Origin of the sequence: Pseudomonas mucidolens (assembly GCF_900106045.1) — a bacterium.
Lineage (GTDB): Bacteria > Pseudomonadota > Gammaproteobacteria > Pseudomonadales > Pseudomonadaceae > Aquipseudomonas > Aquipseudomonas mucidolens.
Genome location: NZ_LT629802.1, coordinates 1,533,335 through 1,550,572 on the forward strand (window position 1 = coordinate 1,533,335; position 17,238 = coordinate 1,550,572).

Annotated in this window: 15 protein-coding genes; 3 read left to right on the plus strand and 12 right to left on the minus strand. The window is 58.2% G+C overall.

The genetic code is table 11. From position 1 onward, the window contains the following. Positions 1-392: 392 nt before the first annotated feature. From aceA to BLU75_RS07430, 9 genes are all read right to left on the minus strand, one after another. Positions 393-1,718, minus strand: a complete 1,326-nt coding sequence (gene aceA / locus BLU75_RS07390) for an isocitrate lyase (RefSeq protein WP_084378054.1) — start codon at positions 1,716-1,718, stop codon at positions 393-395. Positions 1,719-2,226: 508 nt separating this feature from the next. Then, complete coding sequence (locus BLU75_RS07395) at positions 2,227-2,952, minus strand: secretin N-terminal domain-containing protein (protein ID WP_084378053.1); 726 nt, start codon at positions 2,950-2,952, stop codon at positions 2,227-2,229. 230 nt (positions 2,953-3,182) lie between these two features. After that, entirely contained in the window at positions 3,183-3,605 is a 423-nt protein-coding gene (locus BLU75_RS07400) for a GNAT family N-acetyltransferase (protein ID WP_084378052.1), read from the minus strand. Further along, a complete protein-coding gene (locus BLU75_RS07405; RefSeq protein WP_084378051.1) occupies positions 3,598-4,764 on the minus strand; it encodes a ribosomal protein uL16 3-hydroxylase in 1,167 nt (388 codons plus the stop codon). The genes BLU75_RS07400 and BLU75_RS07405 overlap by 8 nt, the downstream gene beginning before the upstream one ends. An 84-nt stretch (positions 4,765-4,848) precedes the next feature. Beyond that, on the minus strand, positions 4,849-6,219 hold the full coding sequence (gene purB, locus BLU75_RS07410; RefSeq protein ID WP_084378050.1) for an adenylosuccinate lyase: 1,371 nt from the start codon (positions 6,217-6,219) through the stop codon (positions 4,849-4,851). A gap of 126 nt (positions 6,220-6,345) precedes the next feature. Next, entirely contained in the window at positions 6,346-6,969 is a 624-nt protein-coding gene (gene hflD / locus BLU75_RS07415) for a high frequency lysogenization protein HflD (protein ID WP_084378049.1), read from the minus strand. After that, positions 6,966-8,090, minus strand: a complete 1,125-nt coding sequence (gene mnmA, locus BLU75_RS07420) for a tRNA 2-thiouridine(34) synthase MnmA (protein WP_084378048.1) — start codon at positions 8,088-8,090, stop codon at positions 6,966-6,968. Before mnmA ends, hflD begins: the two co-directional genes overlap by 4 nt. A gap of 59 nt (positions 8,091-8,149) precedes the next feature. After that, the gene (locus tag BLU75_RS07425) at positions 8,150-8,596 is read right to left on the minus strand and encodes an NUDIX hydrolase (RefSeq protein ID WP_084378047.1); all 447 of its coding nucleotides are present in this window, start codon (positions 8,594-8,596) and stop codon (positions 8,150-8,152) included. A 148-nt stretch (positions 8,597-8,744) separates the two neighbouring features. Next, a complete protein-coding gene (locus BLU75_RS07430) occupies positions 8,745-10,970 on the minus strand; it encodes an NADP-dependent isocitrate dehydrogenase (protein ID WP_084378046.1) in 2,226 nt (741 codons plus the stop codon). Between the two features lie 495 nt (positions 10,971-11,465). Between BLU75_RS07430 and icd the strand changes: the two genes are divergently transcribed. Further along, complete coding sequence (gene icd / locus BLU75_RS07440; RefSeq protein ID WP_084378045.1) at positions 11,466-12,722, plus strand: NADP-dependent isocitrate dehydrogenase; 1,257 nt, start codon at positions 11,466-11,468, stop codon at positions 12,720-12,722. An 82-nt stretch (positions 12,723-12,804) separates the two neighbouring features. Here the strand turns inward: icd and cspD are convergent, their stop codons facing one another. Beyond that, entirely contained in the window at positions 12,805-13,071 is a 267-nt protein-coding gene (gene cspD, locus BLU75_RS07445) for a cold shock domain-containing protein CspD (protein ID WP_084378044.1), read from the minus strand. A 218-nt stretch (positions 13,072-13,289) separates the two neighbouring features. On the opposite strand from cspD, the gene clpS reads away from it, so the two are divergent. Beyond that, positions 13,290-13,679 carry an ATP-dependent Clp protease adapter ClpS gene (gene clpS, locus BLU75_RS07450; RefSeq protein WP_084378043.1) on the plus strand — a complete coding sequence of 130 codons (390 nt, stop codon included), beginning with the start codon at positions 13,290-13,292 and terminating at the stop codon, positions 13,677-13,679. Between the two features lie 29 nt (positions 13,680-13,708). Beyond that, positions 13,709-15,979: an ATP-dependent Clp protease ATP-binding subunit ClpA gene (gene clpA / locus BLU75_RS07455; RefSeq protein WP_084378042.1), complete on the plus strand. Its 2,271-nt coding sequence runs from the start codon at positions 13,709-13,711 to the stop codon at positions 15,977-15,979. A gap of 180 nt (positions 15,980-16,159) precedes the next feature. Here the strand turns inward: clpA and infA are convergent, their stop codons facing one another. Both infA and BLU75_RS07465 read right to left on the minus strand, forming a co-directional pair. Beyond that, entirely contained in the window at positions 16,160-16,378 is a 219-nt protein-coding gene (gene infA / locus BLU75_RS07460; protein WP_002553999.1) for a translation initiation factor IF-1, read from the minus strand. 100 nt (positions 16,379-16,478) lie between these two features. Further along, positions 16,479-17,186, minus strand: coding sequence for an arginyltransferase (locus tag BLU75_RS07465; RefSeq protein ID WP_084378041.1), 708 nt, complete (start codon positions 17,184-17,186; stop codon positions 16,479-16,481). Positions 17,187-17,238 lie beyond the last annotated feature (52 nt).

The window sequence follows — 17,238 nt, forward strand, 5'->3', positions numbered from 1 at the left end:
TGGGGCTATAGCCCAGACACTACGGGCATTAGCTTGATTTTCATCAATGATGTTTTGTTTAGGGGGTAACGAAGTTTTGTTTCTCTAAATGATAATGAATATTGTTTGCGTGGATTTTAAGCGGGTGTCGGGTGCTTGGCGGGGAAAGTTGTTGTTACTTGCCCGTATGGCGCAAGTTGATGAAGTGGATCTTTTAACCGATTTGTCCGAAGCAAATACCGTCCTGGATCAATGTTTTGCTCAAAACCTTCAGGCTACGCACATTTCCCAATGTGGGGCGGGAGGAGGTTTGCGCGGGGCAAAAAAACGCCCCGAACCAGTCGGGGCGTCAGATCGTACGGCATTGCGGTTAGCTCTTTAACGGATCCGCAATGGCCGTGTACTCAGGTTACTCAGTGGAACTGTTCTTCTTCGGTCGAGCCGGTCAGCGCGGTCACGGACGAGGTGCCGCCCTGGATCACGGTGGTCATGTCGTCGAAGTAGCCGGTGCCCACTTCCTGCTGGTGAGCCACGAAGGTGTAGCCTTTGGCGGCGTCAGCAAATTCCTGTTCCTGCAGCTTCACGTAGGCGGTCATGTCGTTGCGGGCGTAGTCGTGCGCCAGGTTGAACATGCTGTGCCACATGTTGTGAATGCCGGCCAGGGTGATGAACTGATGCTTGTAGCCCATGGCGGACAGTTCGCGCTGGAACTTGGCGATGGTCGCGTCGTCCAGGTTCTTCTTCCAGTTGAAAGAAGGCGAGCAGTTGTAGGACAGCAGTTGGTCCGGGTATTCCTTTTTGATCGCTTCAGCGAAACGACGCGCTTCTTCCAGGTCTGGCTTGGCGGTTTCGCACCAGATCAGGTCCGCATACGGCGCATACGCCAGGCCGCGGGCGATAGCCTGGTCGAGGCCGGCGCGTACCTTGTAGAAGCCTTCCTGGGTGCGCTCGCCGGTCACGAACGGCTGGTCGTACGGGTCACAGTCCGAAGTCAGCAGGTCCGCCGCGTTGGCGTCGGTACGGGCGAGGATGATGGTCGGTGTGCCGGCAACGTCGGCCGCCAGGCGAGCAGCGGTCAGTTTTTGTACGGCTTCCTGGGTCGGAACCAACACCTTGCCGCCCATGTGGCCGCATTTCTTCACTGACGCAAGCTGGTCTTCGAAGTGAACGCCCGCGGCGCCTGCCTCGATCATGCTCTTCATCAGTTCGTAGGCGTTCAGTACACCGCCGAAACCGGCTTCGGCATCCGCCACGATCGGGGCGAAATAGTCGATGTAGCCTTCGTCGCCCGGGCCTTTACCGGCTTTCCACTGGATCTGGTCGGCGCGGCGGAACGAGTTGTTGATGCGCTTGACCACGGTCGGCACGGAGTCCACCGGGTACAGCGATTGGTCAGGGTACATGGACTCGGCGGAGTTGTTGTCCGCGGCCACTTGCCAGCCGGACAGGTAGATCGCCTGGATGCCGGCCTTGACTTGCTGCACAGCCTGGCCACCGGTCAAGGCGCCCATGCAGTTGACGAAATCTTTTTCGGGACGGAAGGAGGGTTTGGCGCCCTGGGTAACCAGGTTCCACAGCTTCTCTGCGCCCAGTTTTGCAAAGGTGTGCTCAGGTTGAACCGAGCCACGCAGGCGGACGACGTCAGCAGCGGAGTAAGCGCGTGTCACGCCTTTCCAGCGTGGGTTTTCAGCCCAGTCTTTTTCAAGGGCTGCAATTTGCTGTTCGCGTGTCAGTGCCATGGGGAAAAACCTCGTCGCGTCTTTTGTGGAAAAACTACTGGGTTGAAAATTCCGTTTGCCAGCCACGTATTCAAGGCGTGGATATGGCTGCTCGCTGACCAGAAGCTTAGGCGCTCAAGTCAGGTCTGGCGGGGAAGGCGACGGATGAACGATGGGCTCAAGGGGGGAAGTGAGCAGGTAGAGGCGAACCGAGAACAGTCTTCAGGCGTCGTGGGCCTTCATACGATCCAACAGTGTGTTGCCAGGTTACCTAGTTACGCTTCCGTCCCTCGGGACAACTTCGTTCCAGTCGCAACCTCGTCAAACACACCTTGTGGGCGGTACAGACACGAATCGGCTCAGGTGGGTAACTTTGAGCGACGATCCGAAGGCCCTTGCCAGGGCCCCTGATCAGCGGGAGCGAGGCCATCATGCCCATGCTTTTTTGGATCGTCAAATGTTTTGTAGTGCTTTTTTTAAAGCACTACATCTTTGGTCTAATACGACTCATCAGTCAGTTTTTGGTGCTTCAGTTCAGGCTTTCAACTTTGACCCGCAAGGTCAGGTCATCGCGCCCTTGAGTCGAATACGTACGGGTTGCGCCTTGTTTATCGGCCTGGGTCTGACGATTGATGCCGGCAAGGGTGATCCACTCGCCCAGGCGTCCGCTGACGGTTGTGTCGGTACTTTGCACATTCACTACATCGGGACGTTCCTGGCTCATGCGGTCACGATTGGTGCTGATGCTTAAGTGGACGGTCTCACCGGTAACGCTGGCGGTGACGTAGAAACCCTGGGTGACGTTGCGGTATTGGGTCTGGTTTTGCGGGCGACCATAGGTGTCCGGTTGGGTGGTGGTCAGCGGCACGCTCTGGCCCACCTGGATCAATGCCGGTACGCCTTCGCTGGCCTGGATCTGCTGGATGCCGCCATCACGGCTAGCGGTGCTGTAAGTGATGATGTGGGTATTGCTTTGTTGATTGTTTTCATTGGTGTCGACGGTGATCAGCAGGCGCTTTGCGGGTGTGTCGAGTTGTGCGAGAAGTGCGCGCAGCGCCTGGATCTTCTCGGGTTCGGCATTAACGATGAGTTGATTGCCGTAGGCGCTGACGGTGCCGTCCTTGCCAATGAAGTTCTGTGCCACTGGCAGCAGGTCCGCGCTGGTGCGGTTGCTCAGAGGGACGATCTCGGTGGCCGCTGTCACAGGAAGGCTGATGCTCAGGAGCAGGGCGATGAGCAGGGTGCGTAGGGACATGTCCGTTATCTCTGCGAGTCATTTAGGCTTGATAGTGCCAGTTTGTCGGCCTGGCGGGTCACAAGTTGAATCGTAGACGGCAAAATGCCCTGGCATGGCAGGGCATTTGTGGTACTGCTTAAATCGCTTTCGCGAGCAAGACCGCTACCACGCTTGACCGAGTATATCCTGTGGAATGCGGTCAAATGTGGGAGCGGGCTTGCTCGCGAAGAGGGCAACGCGGCGCCGAATCAGTCCCCGCGTACCATATCAACGTGAGGGATCCCGACTTCGAGGAACTCATCGCTGACGACCTTGAAGCCCAGCCGCTCATAGAAGGGCGCTGCATAGACCTGCGCACTGAGAAACTGCCTGGTCTGCCCGCGCCTTTCGGTTTCGGCGATCACCGCTTCCATCAATGCGTCACCGACTTTCAGGCCGCGCCAGTCCTTGAGGACCGATACGCGACCGATCTCGCCGCTGGGCAACAGGCGAGCGGTGCCAATTGGGAAGTCGCCTTCGAAGGCGAGGAAATGCACCGCGCCATCGTCATCGGAATCCCACTCCAGCTCAGGTGGAACCGATTGCTCGGCGATAAACACGGCTTCACGAATGCGCCGGATCTCGGCGTTATCCTTTAGCCAGTCTGCGACACGTACGCGAATTTTATTCATCGGCAAACCCCAGGCTTCCTTGCTTGACCAGTTCACACAGCAGATCGCGGCCGTCTTCATCCGCCAGCCATGGGCCGAGGTTGTCGATGTGCAAGGCGTCGGCAGCACAAATCATCTTCAGCAGCTCGCGCAGTTTGCCTGGCAGGTAACGGCTCTGGCCGCTGGCGAACAGCAGCAGGTCGTCATCGACTTCGGACCACGCCAGGCGTGCGCTTGGGTTGCGGATCAGCACCGCGCCTTGCTCCAGGCTACCCAGGAAGTCGTCTTCTTCCAGTTCAGGACCCACGACCAGCTCAGGATAACGCGGCTCGGTCATGAACTGGCCGAACCAGGTCAGCAACATGCGTTCGTCGCTCATGTGTTCGGCCAGCAGGCCCTTGAGGCGGTCGAGGGCATCGTGCTGGATCTGGTGCGGATCGCTGACAGGTTGGGCGTCGGCGTCGGTGTAGCGCTCTTCGTCAGTCAAGTATTGGCTGAGGAAATCGGTGAAGTGCGTCAGCACCTCGGCAGCGCTTGGCGCGCGGAAGCCGACTGAGTAGGTCATGCAGTCATCGATGGCAACGCCACAATGCGCGAGGCGCGGGGGCAGGTAGAGCATGTCACCGGGTTCCAGCACCCACTCGGCGGTCTCTTCGAAGTCCGAGAGAATGCGCAAGTCGGCATGTTGCAGCAGCGAGCTTTCGGAATCGCACGTTTGACCGATTTTCCAGCTGCGCTTGCCGGCACCTTGTAGCAGGAACACGTCGTAGTTGTCGAAGTGCGGGCCGACGCTACCGCCAGGTGCGGCAAAGCTGATCATCACATCGTCAATGCGCCAGCTTGGCAGGAAGCGGAAGTTTTCCAGCAGTTCGGCGACTTCCGGTACGAACTGGTCGACGGCCTGTACCAGCAGGGTCCAGTCGCGTTCGGGCAAGTTGCTGAACGCATCTTCGGCAAACGGGCCGCGACGCAGTTCCCAGGGGCGCTCGCCGTGCTCGATCACCAGGCGCGACTCGACTTCTTCTTCCAGGGCCAGTCCGGCCAGTTCGTCGGCGTCGATCGGGCTTTCGAAATCAGGGATGGCCTGGCGGATCAGCAGGGGTTTTTTCTGCCAGTAATCGCGCAGGAATTCCCGTGCCGTGATGCCGCCTAGAAGTTGAAGAGGAATATCAGGATTCATGTGTAACCTATTGAAAAAAAGCACTTTTCAGACGGGAATGAAAACGCCCGGCGCTGCCGGGCGTCTCAAGGGGTCAAGCCACAATCAGATGCGTTTTGCTTGCTCTACAGCGTTGCCGATGTAGTTGGCCGGGGTGAGCAGTTTCAGCTCGGCCTTGGCGGTGGCCGGCATGTCCAGGCCATCGATGAACGTTTGCAGAGCTTCAGGGCTGATGCCTTTACCGCGCGTCAACTCTTTCAGCTTCTCGTACGGGTTTTCGATGTTGTAGCGGCGCATCACGGTCTGGATCGGCTCAGCCAACACTTCCCAGCAAGCGTCCAGGTCAGCGGCGATTTTCTGCGCGTTGAGTTCCAGTTTGCTGATGCCTTTGAGGCTGGCTTCGTACGCGATCACGCTATGGGCAAAGCCCACGCCGAGGTTGCGCAGTACGGTGGAGTCGGTCAGGTCACGCTGCCAGCGCGAGATTGGCAATTTGCTGGCCAGGTGCTGGAACAGCGCGTTGGCGATGCCGAGGTTGCCTTCGGAGTTTTCGAAGTCGATCGGGTTGACTTTGTGCGGCATGGTCGACGAGCCGATTTCACCGGCAATCGTGCGCTGCTTGAAGTAGCCCAGGGAGATGTAGCCCCAGATATCGCGGTCGAAGTCGATCAGAATGGTGTTGAAGCGCGCAATGGCGTCGAACAGCTCAGCGATGTAGTCGTGAGGTTCGATCTGCGTGGTGTACGGGTTGAAACCCAGGCCCAGCTCGTCTTCGATAAAGGCGCGAGCGTTGGCTTCCCAGTCGATTTCCGGGTAGGCCGACAGGTGGGCGTTGTAGTTGCCCACGGCGCCGTTGATCTTGCCCAGCAGTGGCACGGCGGCGACTTGGGCGATCTGGCGCTCCAGGCGGTACACCACGTTGGCCAGTTCTTTGCCCAGGGTGGTCGGCGAAGCCGGTTGGCCGTGGGTGCGCGACAGCATCGGCACGTCGGCAAAACGGATAGCCAGCTCGCGGATGGCGTTGGCGGTCTGGCGCATCAGCGGCAGCATCACGTCATCACGGCCTTCACGCAGCATCAGGGCGTGGGACAGGTTGTTGATGTCCTCGCTGGTGCAGGCAAAGTGGATGAATTCGCTGACCTGGGCCAGTTCCGGCAGCTTGGCCGCTTGCTCTTTGAGCAGGTATTCGATGGCTTTTACGTCGTGGTTGGTGGTGCGCTCGATCTCTTTGACGCGCTCGGCGTGTTCCAGAGAGAAGTTTTCCGCCAGGGTGTTCAATACAGCGTTGGCTTCGGCGGAAAACGCCGGCACTTCGCTGATAGCGGGGTGAGCGGCCAGGCGCTGGAGCCAGCGCACTTCAACCAGGACACGAGCACGGATCAGGCCGTATTCGCTGAAAATCGGGCGCAGGGCCTGGGTTTTGCCGGCGTAGCGGCCGTCTACAGGGGAAACCGCAGTGAGCGAAGAAAGCTGCATGGGGTGCTCTCGGACAGTCGGGCAACGAAATGGGGCGCGTATCATACATGAAAAAATCCGCCGGTCCGTTGCCAACTGACCGGCGTATTACGCGTGACGCTCTGAAAAAAGGTCTGTTGCTGCGACTTATTCGTTGCGCATCAACGGGTAAAGCTCTTTAAGCAATTTGCGACGACTGATGACCAGTTGCCAACGATGGCCGCCCAATTGCCGCCATAGCCGCGCCGAACGAATGCCGGCCAGCAGCAGGGCGCGGATTTTCGAGGCGTTATTCGGTTGTTGCAGGTTGCGCATGTCTCCGTGGACCTGGATTCGTTGGCGCAGCGTGCTGAGGGTGTCCTGGTACAGCGCGCCACAGGCAGCGACCACGTTTTCGTGGGCCGGCCCGAAATGCTCGACCTGGGACTGGATTTGCGGCAGGCGTTTGCCGATGGTTTCCAGCAGGTCGTCGCGCTTGGCCAGTTGCCGCTCAAGGCCGAGCATCGACAGCGCATAGCGCAGCGGCTCGCGCTGCAGGGTGCTGGGGTCGCGTTCCAGGGCGCCGATCAGCGCACGATAACCTTCGCGCAGGGCCAGGTCGTCGCCGCCGTAGACTTCCAGGGTGTCCTTGGGGTCGCGGATCAACAGGCTGCCGAGCATGCAGGTCAGGCCCGACTCGGTGACCTGTCCGGTCTTGGCGATCTTGTCTACCAGCACCGCGGCGAGAAATACCCCGCCCAATGCCGTCAATTGCTCCTGGGTCGGGCTCATGCCTGGCTGCTCCAGGGTTCGGCGACTTCAATCACGCCACCTCCCAGGCAAATTTCGCCGTCATAGAACACCACCGACTGGCCGGGCGTAACAGCGCGCTGTGGATCATCGAAAGTGGCGCGATAACCGCTGGCGGTTTTTTCCAGGGTGCAGGGCTGGTCGCTCTGGCGATAGCGCACCTTGGCCGTCAGTTGGCGCGGAGTGCTCAGGTCGATCGGGTTGACCCAGTAGATGTCCGAAGCGAGCAGGGCGCCGGAGAACAACCATGGGTGTTCGTTGCCCTGGCCAACGATCAGCTCGTTGTGCTCCAGGTCCTTGACCAGCACGTACCACGGCTCTTCGCTCGCATCTTTCAAGCCGCCGATGCCCAGGCCCTGGCGCTGACCGATGGTGTGGTACATCAGGCCGTGGTGGCGGCCGATGATTTCCCCTTCAGTGGTCTTGATCTCGCCTGGCTGCGCGGGCAGGTACTGCTTGAGAAAGTCGCTGAAGCGACGTTCGCCGATAAAGCAGATACCGGTGGAGTCCTTCTTCTTGGCGGTGGCCAGGCCGTGTTTTTCGGCGATCCTGCGCACCTCGGGCTTTTCCAGTTCGCCTACTGGGAACAGCGTCTTGGCGATCTGCTCGCCGCCGACGGCGTGCAGGAAGTAGCTCTGGTCCTTGTTCGGGTCCAGGCCCTTGAGTAGTTCGGTGCGCCCGTCGATGTCGCGGCGACGTACGTAGTGGCCGGTAGCAATCAGATCGGCGCCCAGCATCATGGCGTAGTCGAGGAACGCCTTGAACTTGATTTCGCGGTTGCACAGGATGTCGGGGTTCGGCGTACGACCAGCCTTGTATTCGGCCAGGAAATGCTCGAACACGTTATCCCAGTACTCAGCGGCGAAGTTGGCGGTGTGCAGCTTGATGCCAATCTTGTCGCAAACCGCTTGGGCATCCGCCAGATCGTCCATGGCGGTGCAGTATTCCGTTCCATCGTCTTCTTCCCAGTTCTTCATGAACAGGCCTTCCACCTGATAACCCTGCTCCATGAGCAGGACGGCGGAAACGGAAGAATCCACGCCGCCGGACATGCCGACGATGACGCGCTTCTTTTGGATGTCAGAAGGGGCTGGATCACGCATAGGATTTCAACGGGTGTCTTTAAAAAGGACGCGATTCTAGCAGGCTGGAGCGCGCAAGGCTAAAGAGAAGGGCGGATCAATTCGAGACTGTGGCGAAAGCCTGCCAGATAATCATCAATGCAGCGGATGATCAGCTCGCTGCGCCAGTCGCCGCGCAAGGCTATCAATTCGTCGCGAGTCAGCCAGCGCGCGCGAACAATGCCTTCGTCCAGTTGATAATCGGGGTGGTGTTTCAAGGCTTTGGCGATAAAACACACCCGCTGGTACGTCACGCCGTTGCTGGGGGCGGTGTACAGATAAATCCCGAGGATACCGGTGGCTTCGACATCCCAGCCGGTTTCTTCGAGGGTTTCGCGCACGGCGGCCTCGGTCAGGGTTTCGTTCGGGTCCAGGTGGCCAGCTGGCTGGTTGAGCACGGTGCGGCCGCCCTTGAGCTCCTCGACCATCAGGAAGCGGCCGTTGTCTTCGACGATGGTGGCGACGGTGATGTGGGGTTGCCAGGTCATTAAAAACCTCGGTTCAGAGTGTGACGTGGTCAGTGTGGGAGCGAGCAAGCCCGCCCCCACATTTTGATCCGGTTTTTTCGGCAAAATCGCAATGTCCGGAAACAGAAACCCCGGCACACGGCCGGGGCTTCTTTGCATCCTTACAACCTTACTTCAACTTGGCAATCGCCGCGTTGAAGGTGTCGCTCGGGCGCATGGCCTTGCTGGTCAGCTCGGGGTTTGGCGCGTAGTAGCCGCCGATGTCCACCGGCTTGCCCTGGACGGCATTGAGTTCGGCAACGATGGTTGCCTCGTTCGCGGTCAGGGTCTTGGCCAGTTCGCCGAACTGCGCTTGCAGTGCGGTGTCTTCGGTCTGTGCGGCCAGGGCTTGAGCCCAGTACAGCGCCAGGTAGAAGTGACTGCCGCGGTTGTCGATGTTACCGACTTTGCGCGATGGCGATTTGTTGTTGTCGAGGAACTGGCCGGTGGCCTGGTCCAGGGTCTTGGACAGCACCAGGGCTTTCGGGTTGTTGTAGTTCACACCCAAATGCTCGAGGGATGCAGCCAGGGCCAGGAACTCGCCCAAAGAATCCCAGCGCAGGAAGTTCTCTTCCACCAGTTGCTGCACGTGCTTCGGAGCCGAGCCGCCGGCGCCGGTTTCGAACAGGCCGCCACCGTTCATCAGCGGCACGATCGACAGCATCTTGGCGCTGGTGCCCAGTTCCATGATCGGGAACAGGTCGGTCAAGTAGTCGCGCAGTACGTTGCCGGTCACCGAGATGGTGTCCAGGCCCTTGCGGGTGCGTTCCAGGGTGAACTTCATCGCGTCGACTGGCGACATGATGCGGATGTCCAGGCCTTCGGTGTTGTGGTCTTTCAGGTAAGCCTGAACTTTCTCGACCACTACGCCGTCGTGGGCACGCAGCGGGTCCAGCCAGAAGATGGCCGGGGTGTTGCTGGCGCGGGCGCGGTTGACGGCCAGTTTGACCCAATCCTGGATCGGCGCGTCTTTGGTCTGGCACATGCGGAAGATATCGCCGGCTTCGACCGACTGTTCCATCAGCAGGTTGCCCTTGCTGTCGGTGACGCGGACTACGCCGTCAGCCTTGATCTGGAAGGTCTTGTCGTGGGAACCGTACTCTTCGGCTTTCTTCGCCATCAGGCCAACGTTTGGCACGCTGCCCATGGTGGTTGGATCGAACGCACCATTGGCCTTGCAGTCTTCGATGACCGCTTGGTAGATGGTGGCGTAGCAGCGATCCGGGATCACGGCCTTGGTGTCGTGCAGTTGACCGTCGGTGCCCCACATCTTGCCGGAATCACGGATCATGGCGGGCATCGAGGCGTCAACGATCACGTCGCTCGGCACGTGCAGGTTGGTGATGCCTTTGTCGGAGTTGACCATCGCCAGGGAAGGGCGAGCGGCGTAGACCGCCTGGATGTCAGCTTCGATCTGCGCTTGCTGATCGCTAGGCAGGGCCTTGATGCGAGCGTACAGGTCGCCGATGCCGTTGTTCAGGTTGAAGCCGATCTGTTCCAGCACGGTGGCGTGCTTGGCCAGGGCATCTTTATAGAACTCGGCAACGATCTGGCCGAACATGATCGGGTCGGAGACCTTCATCATGGTGGCTTTCAAGTGGACCGACAGCAGTACGCCTTGTTTCTTGGCGTCTTCGATCTCGGCGGCAATGAACGCACGCAGGGCGTTCTTGCTCAGCACGGCGCTGTCGAGGATTTCGCCGGCCAGTGCGGAGGTCTTTTCTTTCAGGACGGTGCTGCTGCCATCCTTGCCGATCAGCTCGATTTTGACAGCATCGGCTGCTTCGATCTGTACGGCTTTTTCGCTGCCGTAGAAATCGCCGTTGTTCATGTGGGCTACGTGGGACTTGGAGTCAGCAGCCCAAGCGCCCATTTTGTGCGGGTGCTTGCGCGCGTAATTCTTGACCGACAGCGGTGCGCGGCGATCGGAGTTGCCTTCGCGCAGGACCGGGTTCACGGCGCTGCCCTTGACCTTGTCGTAACGTGCGCGGGTTTCTTTTTCCGCGTCGGTGGTTACGGTTTCCGGGTAGTCCGGCAGGGCGTAGCCCTGGGCTTGCAGCTCTTTGATCGCGGCTTGCAGCTGCGGTGTCGAAGCGCTGATGTTGGGCAGCTTGATGATGTTGGCTTCAGGGGTGACGGCCAGGGCGCCCAGTTCGGCGAGGTGGTCGGCTACGGCCTTGGTGCCCAGTTGCTCGGGGAAGCTTGCGAGGATGCGCCCTGCGAGGGAGATATCGCGGGTTTCAACGGCAATATCAGCAGAAGCGGTGAAGGCCTCCACGATAGGCAACAGTGAATAGGTGGCGAGGGCTGGAGCTTCGTCGGTGAAGGTATAGATGATCTTCGAGCGGGTGGGCATATTCGGATTAACTCTCTTCTTTGCTAAAAAGCGTGCGCAGAAACTCGAGATGCGCCGGGTAAAGCGCGTTCGTTCAAAGTCATCCATGAGCGAAATGTCGATGTTTCTTCGCGGTGATGTTGGGTTGCATCAGTCGAGCGTCAAGCGGGTGGGCTACTGTAGTAGTCCGGCTTTTCTGGCGCAGGGGCTCGGTTTAGAGCTGTCGGCCGTCGTGACTCTTTGGTCAGCCGCGGCATTATACATAGGTCGCTATGCTTACGCCGAGCCTTCATACAAAAGGTGTGTCGTCCATTGGTCTAAAGGTCGCAGGGACTGAGGTGCACCTAAAGTCGCACGAAGTGCTCAAGTTTGGCATTTTTCCCTTGTGTTTCAAGCTTGTAGGCGACTGATTCGGCTTTTTTCGCGGCAAATTTGCCGGGCGTGAGGTTTCGGTCCACATTTAACTGGAGTAGGCTCGGACGCAGCCAGATGTTTAATCCACAAACGGAGTTCAGCATGGGATACAAGAAGATTCAGGTTCCGGCAGTCGGCGACAAAATCACCGTCAATGCAGACCATTCTCTCAATGTTCCTGACAACCCGATCATCCCCTTCATCGAGGGTGACGGTATTGGCGTCGACATCAGCCCTGTGATGATCAAGGTTGTCGATGCTGCTGTTGACAAGGCTTACGGCGGCAAACGCAAGATTTCCTGGATGGAGGTGTATGCCGGCGAGAAAGCCACTCAGGTTTACGATCAGGACACCTGGCTGCCGCAGGAAACCCTGGATGCGGTCAAGGACTACGTGGTTTCCATCAAGGGTCCGCTGACCACGCCGGTCGGTGGTGGTATCCGTTCGCTGAACGTTGCCCTGCGCCAGCAGCTTGACCTGTATGTTTGCCTGCGCCCGGTGCGCTGGTTCGAAGGTGTGCCGAGCCCGGTCAAGAAGCCCGGTGATGTGGACATGACCATCTTCCGTGAGAACTCCGAGGACATTTACGCCGGGATCGAGTGGAAAGCCGGTTCCCCGGAGGCGATCAAGGTCATCAAGTTTTTGAAGGAAGAAATGGGTGTCACCAAGATCCGTTTCGACCAGGACTGCGGCATTGGCGTCAAGCCGGTCTCCAAGGAGGGCACCAAGCGCCTGGCGCGCAAGGCCCTGCAATATGTAGTCGATAACGACCACGACTCGCTGACCATCGTGCACAAAGGCAACATCATGAAGTTCACCGAAGGTGCCTTCAAGGAATGGGCCTACGAAGTGGCGGCTGAAGAATTCGGCGCGACCTTGCTTGATGGTGGCCCGTGGATGCAGTTCAAGAACCCGCGCACCGGCAAGAATGTCGTGGTCAAGGACGCCATCGCTGACGCCATGCTTCAGCAGATCCTGCTGCGCCCGGCCGAATACGATGTGATCGCCACCCTGAACCTCAACGGTGATTATCTCTCTGACGCTCTGGCGGCGGAAGTGGGCGGGATTGGTATTGCGCCGGGCGCCAACCTGTCCGATACCGTGGCCATGTTCGAGGCTACCCACGGTACCGCGCCGAAATACGCCGGTAAGGATCAGGTCAACCCGGGTTCGCTGATTCTCTCGGCGGAAATGATGCTGCGGCACATGGGGTGGACCGAAGCCGCTGACTTGATCATCAAGGGCACCAACGGTGCGATTTCGGCCAAGACCGTTACCTATGACTTCGAGCGCCTGATGGACGGTGCCAAGTTGGTGTCGTCGTCGGGGTTCGGGGATGCCTTGATTTCCCACATGTAATGCAGGGGTTATAAAAAAACCGGCCTTCCTGATTGCTCCGGGTGGCCGGTTTTTTATTGCCTGGTGCTTGCTCGATGGCTTGTCAGGCCAGTTGCTCTTTTGATTCTTGAGCAAGACCTTCCTGGGCTTTACCAGCGATTACCGGAGCGCTGATGTTCACTGCATGCCTGCCTTTTGGTGCTTCAATAATCTCAAAGGACACTTCCTGGCCCGCTTTCAGCGTCTTGTAACCCTCCATAACAATGGCGGAGTAATGCGCAAAAAGGTCTTCATCCTTGCCTTCTTCATTTATGAAGCCATAGCCCTTGGCGTTGTTGAACCACTTGACCTTACCGCTTGCCATGCTCATATCCCTCTGCACCAGACTCCATCACTGGAGTATCATCCAGTTCATCCGTCCTAACCCGAATAAATAAGGTTGACTGCGCGGACCTTTTTTACCCACTGTGGGCTCTATTGGTTGTAACACTGATTTTCCGATAGTCAAGGTGGCCAGTCGGTTGGAGTTGAATTTCTGACAGGTCGCCCCCACCACTGTATTTGCACAACTGACGAACCTTTCTTTCCATGCATGCAATCAGCCAGATTCGACTAACATTCAATCAGGACCGCCCGACTTTCCATCAGGATGACCAAGAAGGTCACGGACATGACGACGGTTCTGCGGGCATTGCTGTTCAGGAGGCAAAGCCGGCTTTACAGGCACCGCCGATGTACAAGGTGGTTTTGTTCAATGATGACTACACACCGATGGATTTCGTCGTAGAAGTACTCGAGGTGTTTTTCAACCTGAACCGCGAGTTGGCGACCAAGGTAATGCTGGCCGTTCATACAGAAGGACGGGCAGTATGTGGAGTGTTTACCCGCGACATCGCCGAGACGAAGGCCATGCAGGTCAACCAGTACGCCAGGGAAAGCCAGCATCCGCTACTCTGTGAAATCGAGAAGGACGGTTAACTCCGACCACTTGGGTATGAGGTGAAGCTATGTTAAACCGCGAGCTCGAAGTCACCCTCAATCTTGCCTTCAAGGAGGCTCGCTCGAAACGTCATGAATTCATGACCGTCGAGCACCTGCTGCTGGCACTTTTGGATAACGAAGCTGCTGCCACCGTTTTACGGGCGTGCGGCGCCAACCTCGACAAGCTCAAGCATGATCTGCAGGAGTTTATCGACTCCACGACGCCACTGATCCCGGTTCATGACGAGGACCGTGAGACCCAGCCAACCCTGGGTTTTCAGCGGGTATTGCAGCGTGCTGTCTTTCACGTACAGAGCTCCGGCAAGCGTGAAGTCACGGGCGCCAATGTATTGGTTGCCATCTTCAGTGAGCAGGAAAGCCAGGCAGTATTCCTGCTCAAGCAGCAGAGCGTTGCCCGTATCGATGTCGTCAACTACATCGCCCACGGTATCTCGAAAGTGCCAGGGCACGGCGATCCTTCCGAAGGCGAGCAGGATATGCAGGACGAAGAAGGTGGTGAGCCGTCGTCTTCGGGCAACCCGCTGGATGCGTATGCCAGCAACCTCAACGAACTGGCGCGCCAGGGGCGGATTGATCCGCTGGTGGGGCGTGAGCTCGAAGTGGAGCGCGTAGCGCAGATCCTCGCGCGTCGGCGCAAAAACAATCCGCTGCTGGTAGGCGAGGCGGGCGTGGGCAAGACCGCGATTGCCGAAGGCCTGGCCAAGCGCATCGTGGATAACCAGGTGCCTGACTTGCTGGCCAACAGCGTTGTCTATTCGCTTGATCTTGGCGCGTTGCTCGCCGGGACCAAGTACCGTGGCGACTTCGAGAAGCGTTTCAAGGCGTTGCTTGGCGAACTGAAAAAACGCCCTCAGGCGATTCTGTTCATTGATGAAATCCACACTATCATTGGCGCCGGCGCAGCTTCCGGCGGGGTGATGGACGCTTCCAACCTGCTCAAGCCGTTGTTGTCGTCGGGTGATATCCGCTGCATCGGTTCGACCACGTTCCAGGAATTCCGTGGGATCTTCGAAAAAGACCGCGCTTTGGCGCGGCGCTTCCAGAAAGTCGACGTGTCCGAGCCTTCGGTCGAAGATACCATCGGTATTCTGCGCGGTCTCAAGGGCCGGTTTGAAGCGCACCATGGCATCGAATATACCGACGAAGCCTTACGTTCCGCCGCCGAGCTGGCGTCGCGCTATATCAATGACCGGCACATGCCGGACAAGGCGATCGATGTGATCGACGAGGCGGGGGCTTATCAGCGCCTGCAACCGGTCGAGAAGCGCGTGAAGCGTATCGACGTGCCTCAGGTCGAGGATATCGTGGCGAAAATCGCGCGAATTCCGCCGAAACACGTCACCAGTTCCGACAAGGAACTGCTGCGTAACCTGGTGCGCGACCTCAAGCTGACGGTGTTTGGCCAGGATGCCGCCATCGACTCGCTGTCGACGGCGATCAAGTTGTCCCGTGCGGGCCTCAAGTCGCCGGATAAACCGGTCGGCTCGTTCCTGTTTGCCGGGCCTACCGGCGTCGGCAAGACCGAAGCGGCACGGCAGTTGGCCAAGGCCATGGGGATCGAGCTGGTGCGTTTCGACATGTCCGAGTACATGGAGCGTCACACTGTGTCGCGCCTGATCGGTGCACCTCCGGGTTATGTCGGTTTCGACCAGGGCGGTCTGTTGACTGAGGCGATCACCAAACATCCGCATTGCGTATTGCTGCTTGATGAGATCGAAAAGGCTCACCCGGAAGTCTTCAATCTGCTGTTGCAGGTCATGGACCACGGGACCCTGACCGATAACAACGGACGCAAGGCGGACTTCCGTAACGTGATCGTGATCATGACCACCAACGCCGGTGCCGAAACGGCCGCGCGGGCTTCGATCGGCTTCACTCATCAGGATCACTCTTCCGATGCCATGGAAGTGATCAAGAAGAGTTTCACGCCGGAATTCCGTAACCGCCTGGACACCATCATCCAGTTTGGTCGCCTCAGTCATGAGGTCATCAAGAGTGTGGTGGACAAGTTCCTTACCGAACTTCAGGCGCAGTTGGAAGACAAGCGCGTGCAACTGGAGGTCACAGAGGCGGCGCGCAGCTGGATCGCCGAAGGCGGCTACGACGCGGCAATGGGCGCCCGCCCAATGGCGCGCCTGATCCAGGACAAGATCAAGCGTCCGTTGGCCGAGGAGATTCTGTTTGGCGAATTGTCCGACCATGGTGGCGTGGTGCATATCGATCTGAAGGACGGCGAGCTGACCTTCGAGTTCGAAACCACCGCCGAAATGGCCTGATAGCGGTGCTCATGTAGGAGCGAGCTTGCTCGCGAAGAGCGTCAACGATAACGCATGCTTTCTGATTCAATGTGTTGTCTGGGGTTTTTCGCGAGCAAGCTCGCTCCTACAGTCTTGCGTCTCATAAATCCTGTGCACACAAAAACGCCCGGCATAGCCGGGCGTTTTGTATTGACTTGTTTAACGAGCGCGGTAAGTGATGCGCCCTTTGCTCAAGTCATAGGGCGTCAGTTCGACGCGCACTTTGTCACCGGTAAGAATACGAATGTAGTTCTTGCGCATCTTGCCGGAGATATGCGCGGTTACGACGTGCCCATTTTCCAACTCCACACGAAACATGGTGTTGGGCAGGGTGTCGACGACAGTGCCTTCCATTTCGAAGCTGTCTTCTTTCGACATGCAGTAAAGCCCTCGGTATCCAGTGAATGGCCCGGTGCAACTGCGCCAGGCAAAAGCGGCGTGCATTGTGCCCGAAAAAGGGTGTTTAAGCCAAGGGGTTCTAGTTAAGCGTGACCCATCTTTGATTAATCAGCAGCTCAATCGGCCGATATTGGGTCTTGTAGTTCATCTTTTTACAGTTCTTGATCCAGTATCCAAGGTAGACCGCCTCCAGTTTCAGGCGGCGTGCCTCGCTGATTTGCCAGAGAATGGCAAAACGCCCGAGGCTGCGGCGATCTTCGTCGGGTTCGTAGAAGGTGTAGACCGCCGACAGGCCATTGGGTAGCAGGTCAGTGACGGCAACCGCCAGCAGTCGTCCTTCAAGGCGAAACTCGTAGAAGCGCGAAAACGGCAGTTCACGCACCAGAAAGGTGGAAAACTGATCGCGACTGGGGGGGAACATGTCGCCATCGGCGTGGCGTTGTTCGATATAGCGTTGGTAAAGGTCAAAATATTCTTCGCTGAACCCTGGCTTGGCGGGTGTCACAGTCAGGTCGGCGTTGCGCTTGAGGATGCGTTTCTGGTTTCGATTCGCCTGGAACTGATCCACGGGGATGCGCGCCGGAACGCAGGCGTTACAGTGTTGGCAGTGAGGCCGGTAAAGATGATCGCCACTGCGCCGAAACCCCATCTCTGACAAGTCGGCGTAGACATGCACGTCCATCGGCTGGCTAGGATCGAGGAACAGCGTGGTGGCCTGCTCATCGGGCAGATAGCTGCAAACGTGAGGTTGAGTGGCATAAAACTTCAAGCGCGCCAGCTCGGTCATGATCAGCCCTCGGATAAGCTTTGAAACAAGTGTAAGCCACGCGTGAGCAAGT

Excerpts from the sequence above, each read along its gene's own strand:
- BLU75_RS07395 (WP_084378053.1), bottom strand. The coding sequence starts at position 2,952 with ATGTCCCTACGCACCCTGCTCATCGCCCTGCTCCTGAGCATCAGCCTT.
- purB (WP_084378050.1), bottom strand. The coding sequence starts at position 6,219 with ATGCAGCTTTCTTCGCTCACTGCGGTTTCCCCTGTAGACGGCCGCTAC.
- aceA (WP_084378054.1), bottom strand. The coding sequence starts at position 1,718 with ATGGCACTGACACGCGAACAGCAAATTGCAGCCCTTGAAAAAGACTGG.
- BLU75_RS07425 (WP_084378047.1), bottom strand. The coding sequence starts at position 8,596 with ATGACCTGGCAACCCCACATCACCGTCGCCACCATCGTCGAAGACAAC.
- clpS (WP_084378043.1), top strand. The coding sequence starts at position 13,290 with ATGCATGCAATCAGCCAGATTCGACTAACATTCAATCAGGACCGCCCG.
- clpA (WP_084378042.1), top strand. The coding sequence starts at position 13,709 with ATGTTAAACCGCGAGCTCGAAGTCACCCTCAATCTTGCCTTCAAGGAG.
- hflD (WP_084378049.1), bottom strand. The coding sequence starts at position 6,969 with ATGAGCCCGACCCAGGAGCAATTGACGGCATTGGGCGGGGTATTTCTC.
- BLU75_RS07430 (WP_084378046.1), bottom strand. The coding sequence starts at position 10,970 with ATGCCCACCCGCTCGAAGATCATCTATACCTTCACCGACGAAGCTCCA.
- BLU75_RS07405 (WP_084378051.1), bottom strand. The coding sequence starts at position 4,764 with ATGAATCCTGATATTCCTCTTCAACTTCTAGGCGGCATCACGGCACGG.
- icd (WP_084378045.1), top strand. The coding sequence starts at position 11,466 with ATGGGATACAAGAAGATTCAGGTTCCGGCAGTCGGCGACAAAATCACC.
- BLU75_RS07400 (WP_084378052.1), bottom strand. The coding sequence starts at position 3,605 with ATGAATAAAATTCGCGTACGTGTCGCAGACTGGCTAAAGGATAACGCC.
- BLU75_RS07465 (WP_084378041.1), bottom strand. The coding sequence starts at position 17,186 with ATGACCGAGCTGGCGCGCTTGAAGTTTTATGCCACTCAACCTCACGTT.
- cspD (WP_084378044.1), bottom strand. The coding sequence starts at position 13,071 with ATGAGCATGGCAAGCGGTAAGGTCAAGTGGTTCAACAACGCCAAGGGC.
- infA (WP_002553999.1), bottom strand. The coding sequence starts at position 16,378 with ATGTCGAAAGAAGACAGCTTCGAAATGGAAGGCACTGTCGTCGACACC.
- mnmA (WP_084378048.1), bottom strand. The coding sequence starts at position 8,090 with ATGCGTGATCCAGCCCCTTCTGACATCCAAAAGAAGCGCGTCATCGTC.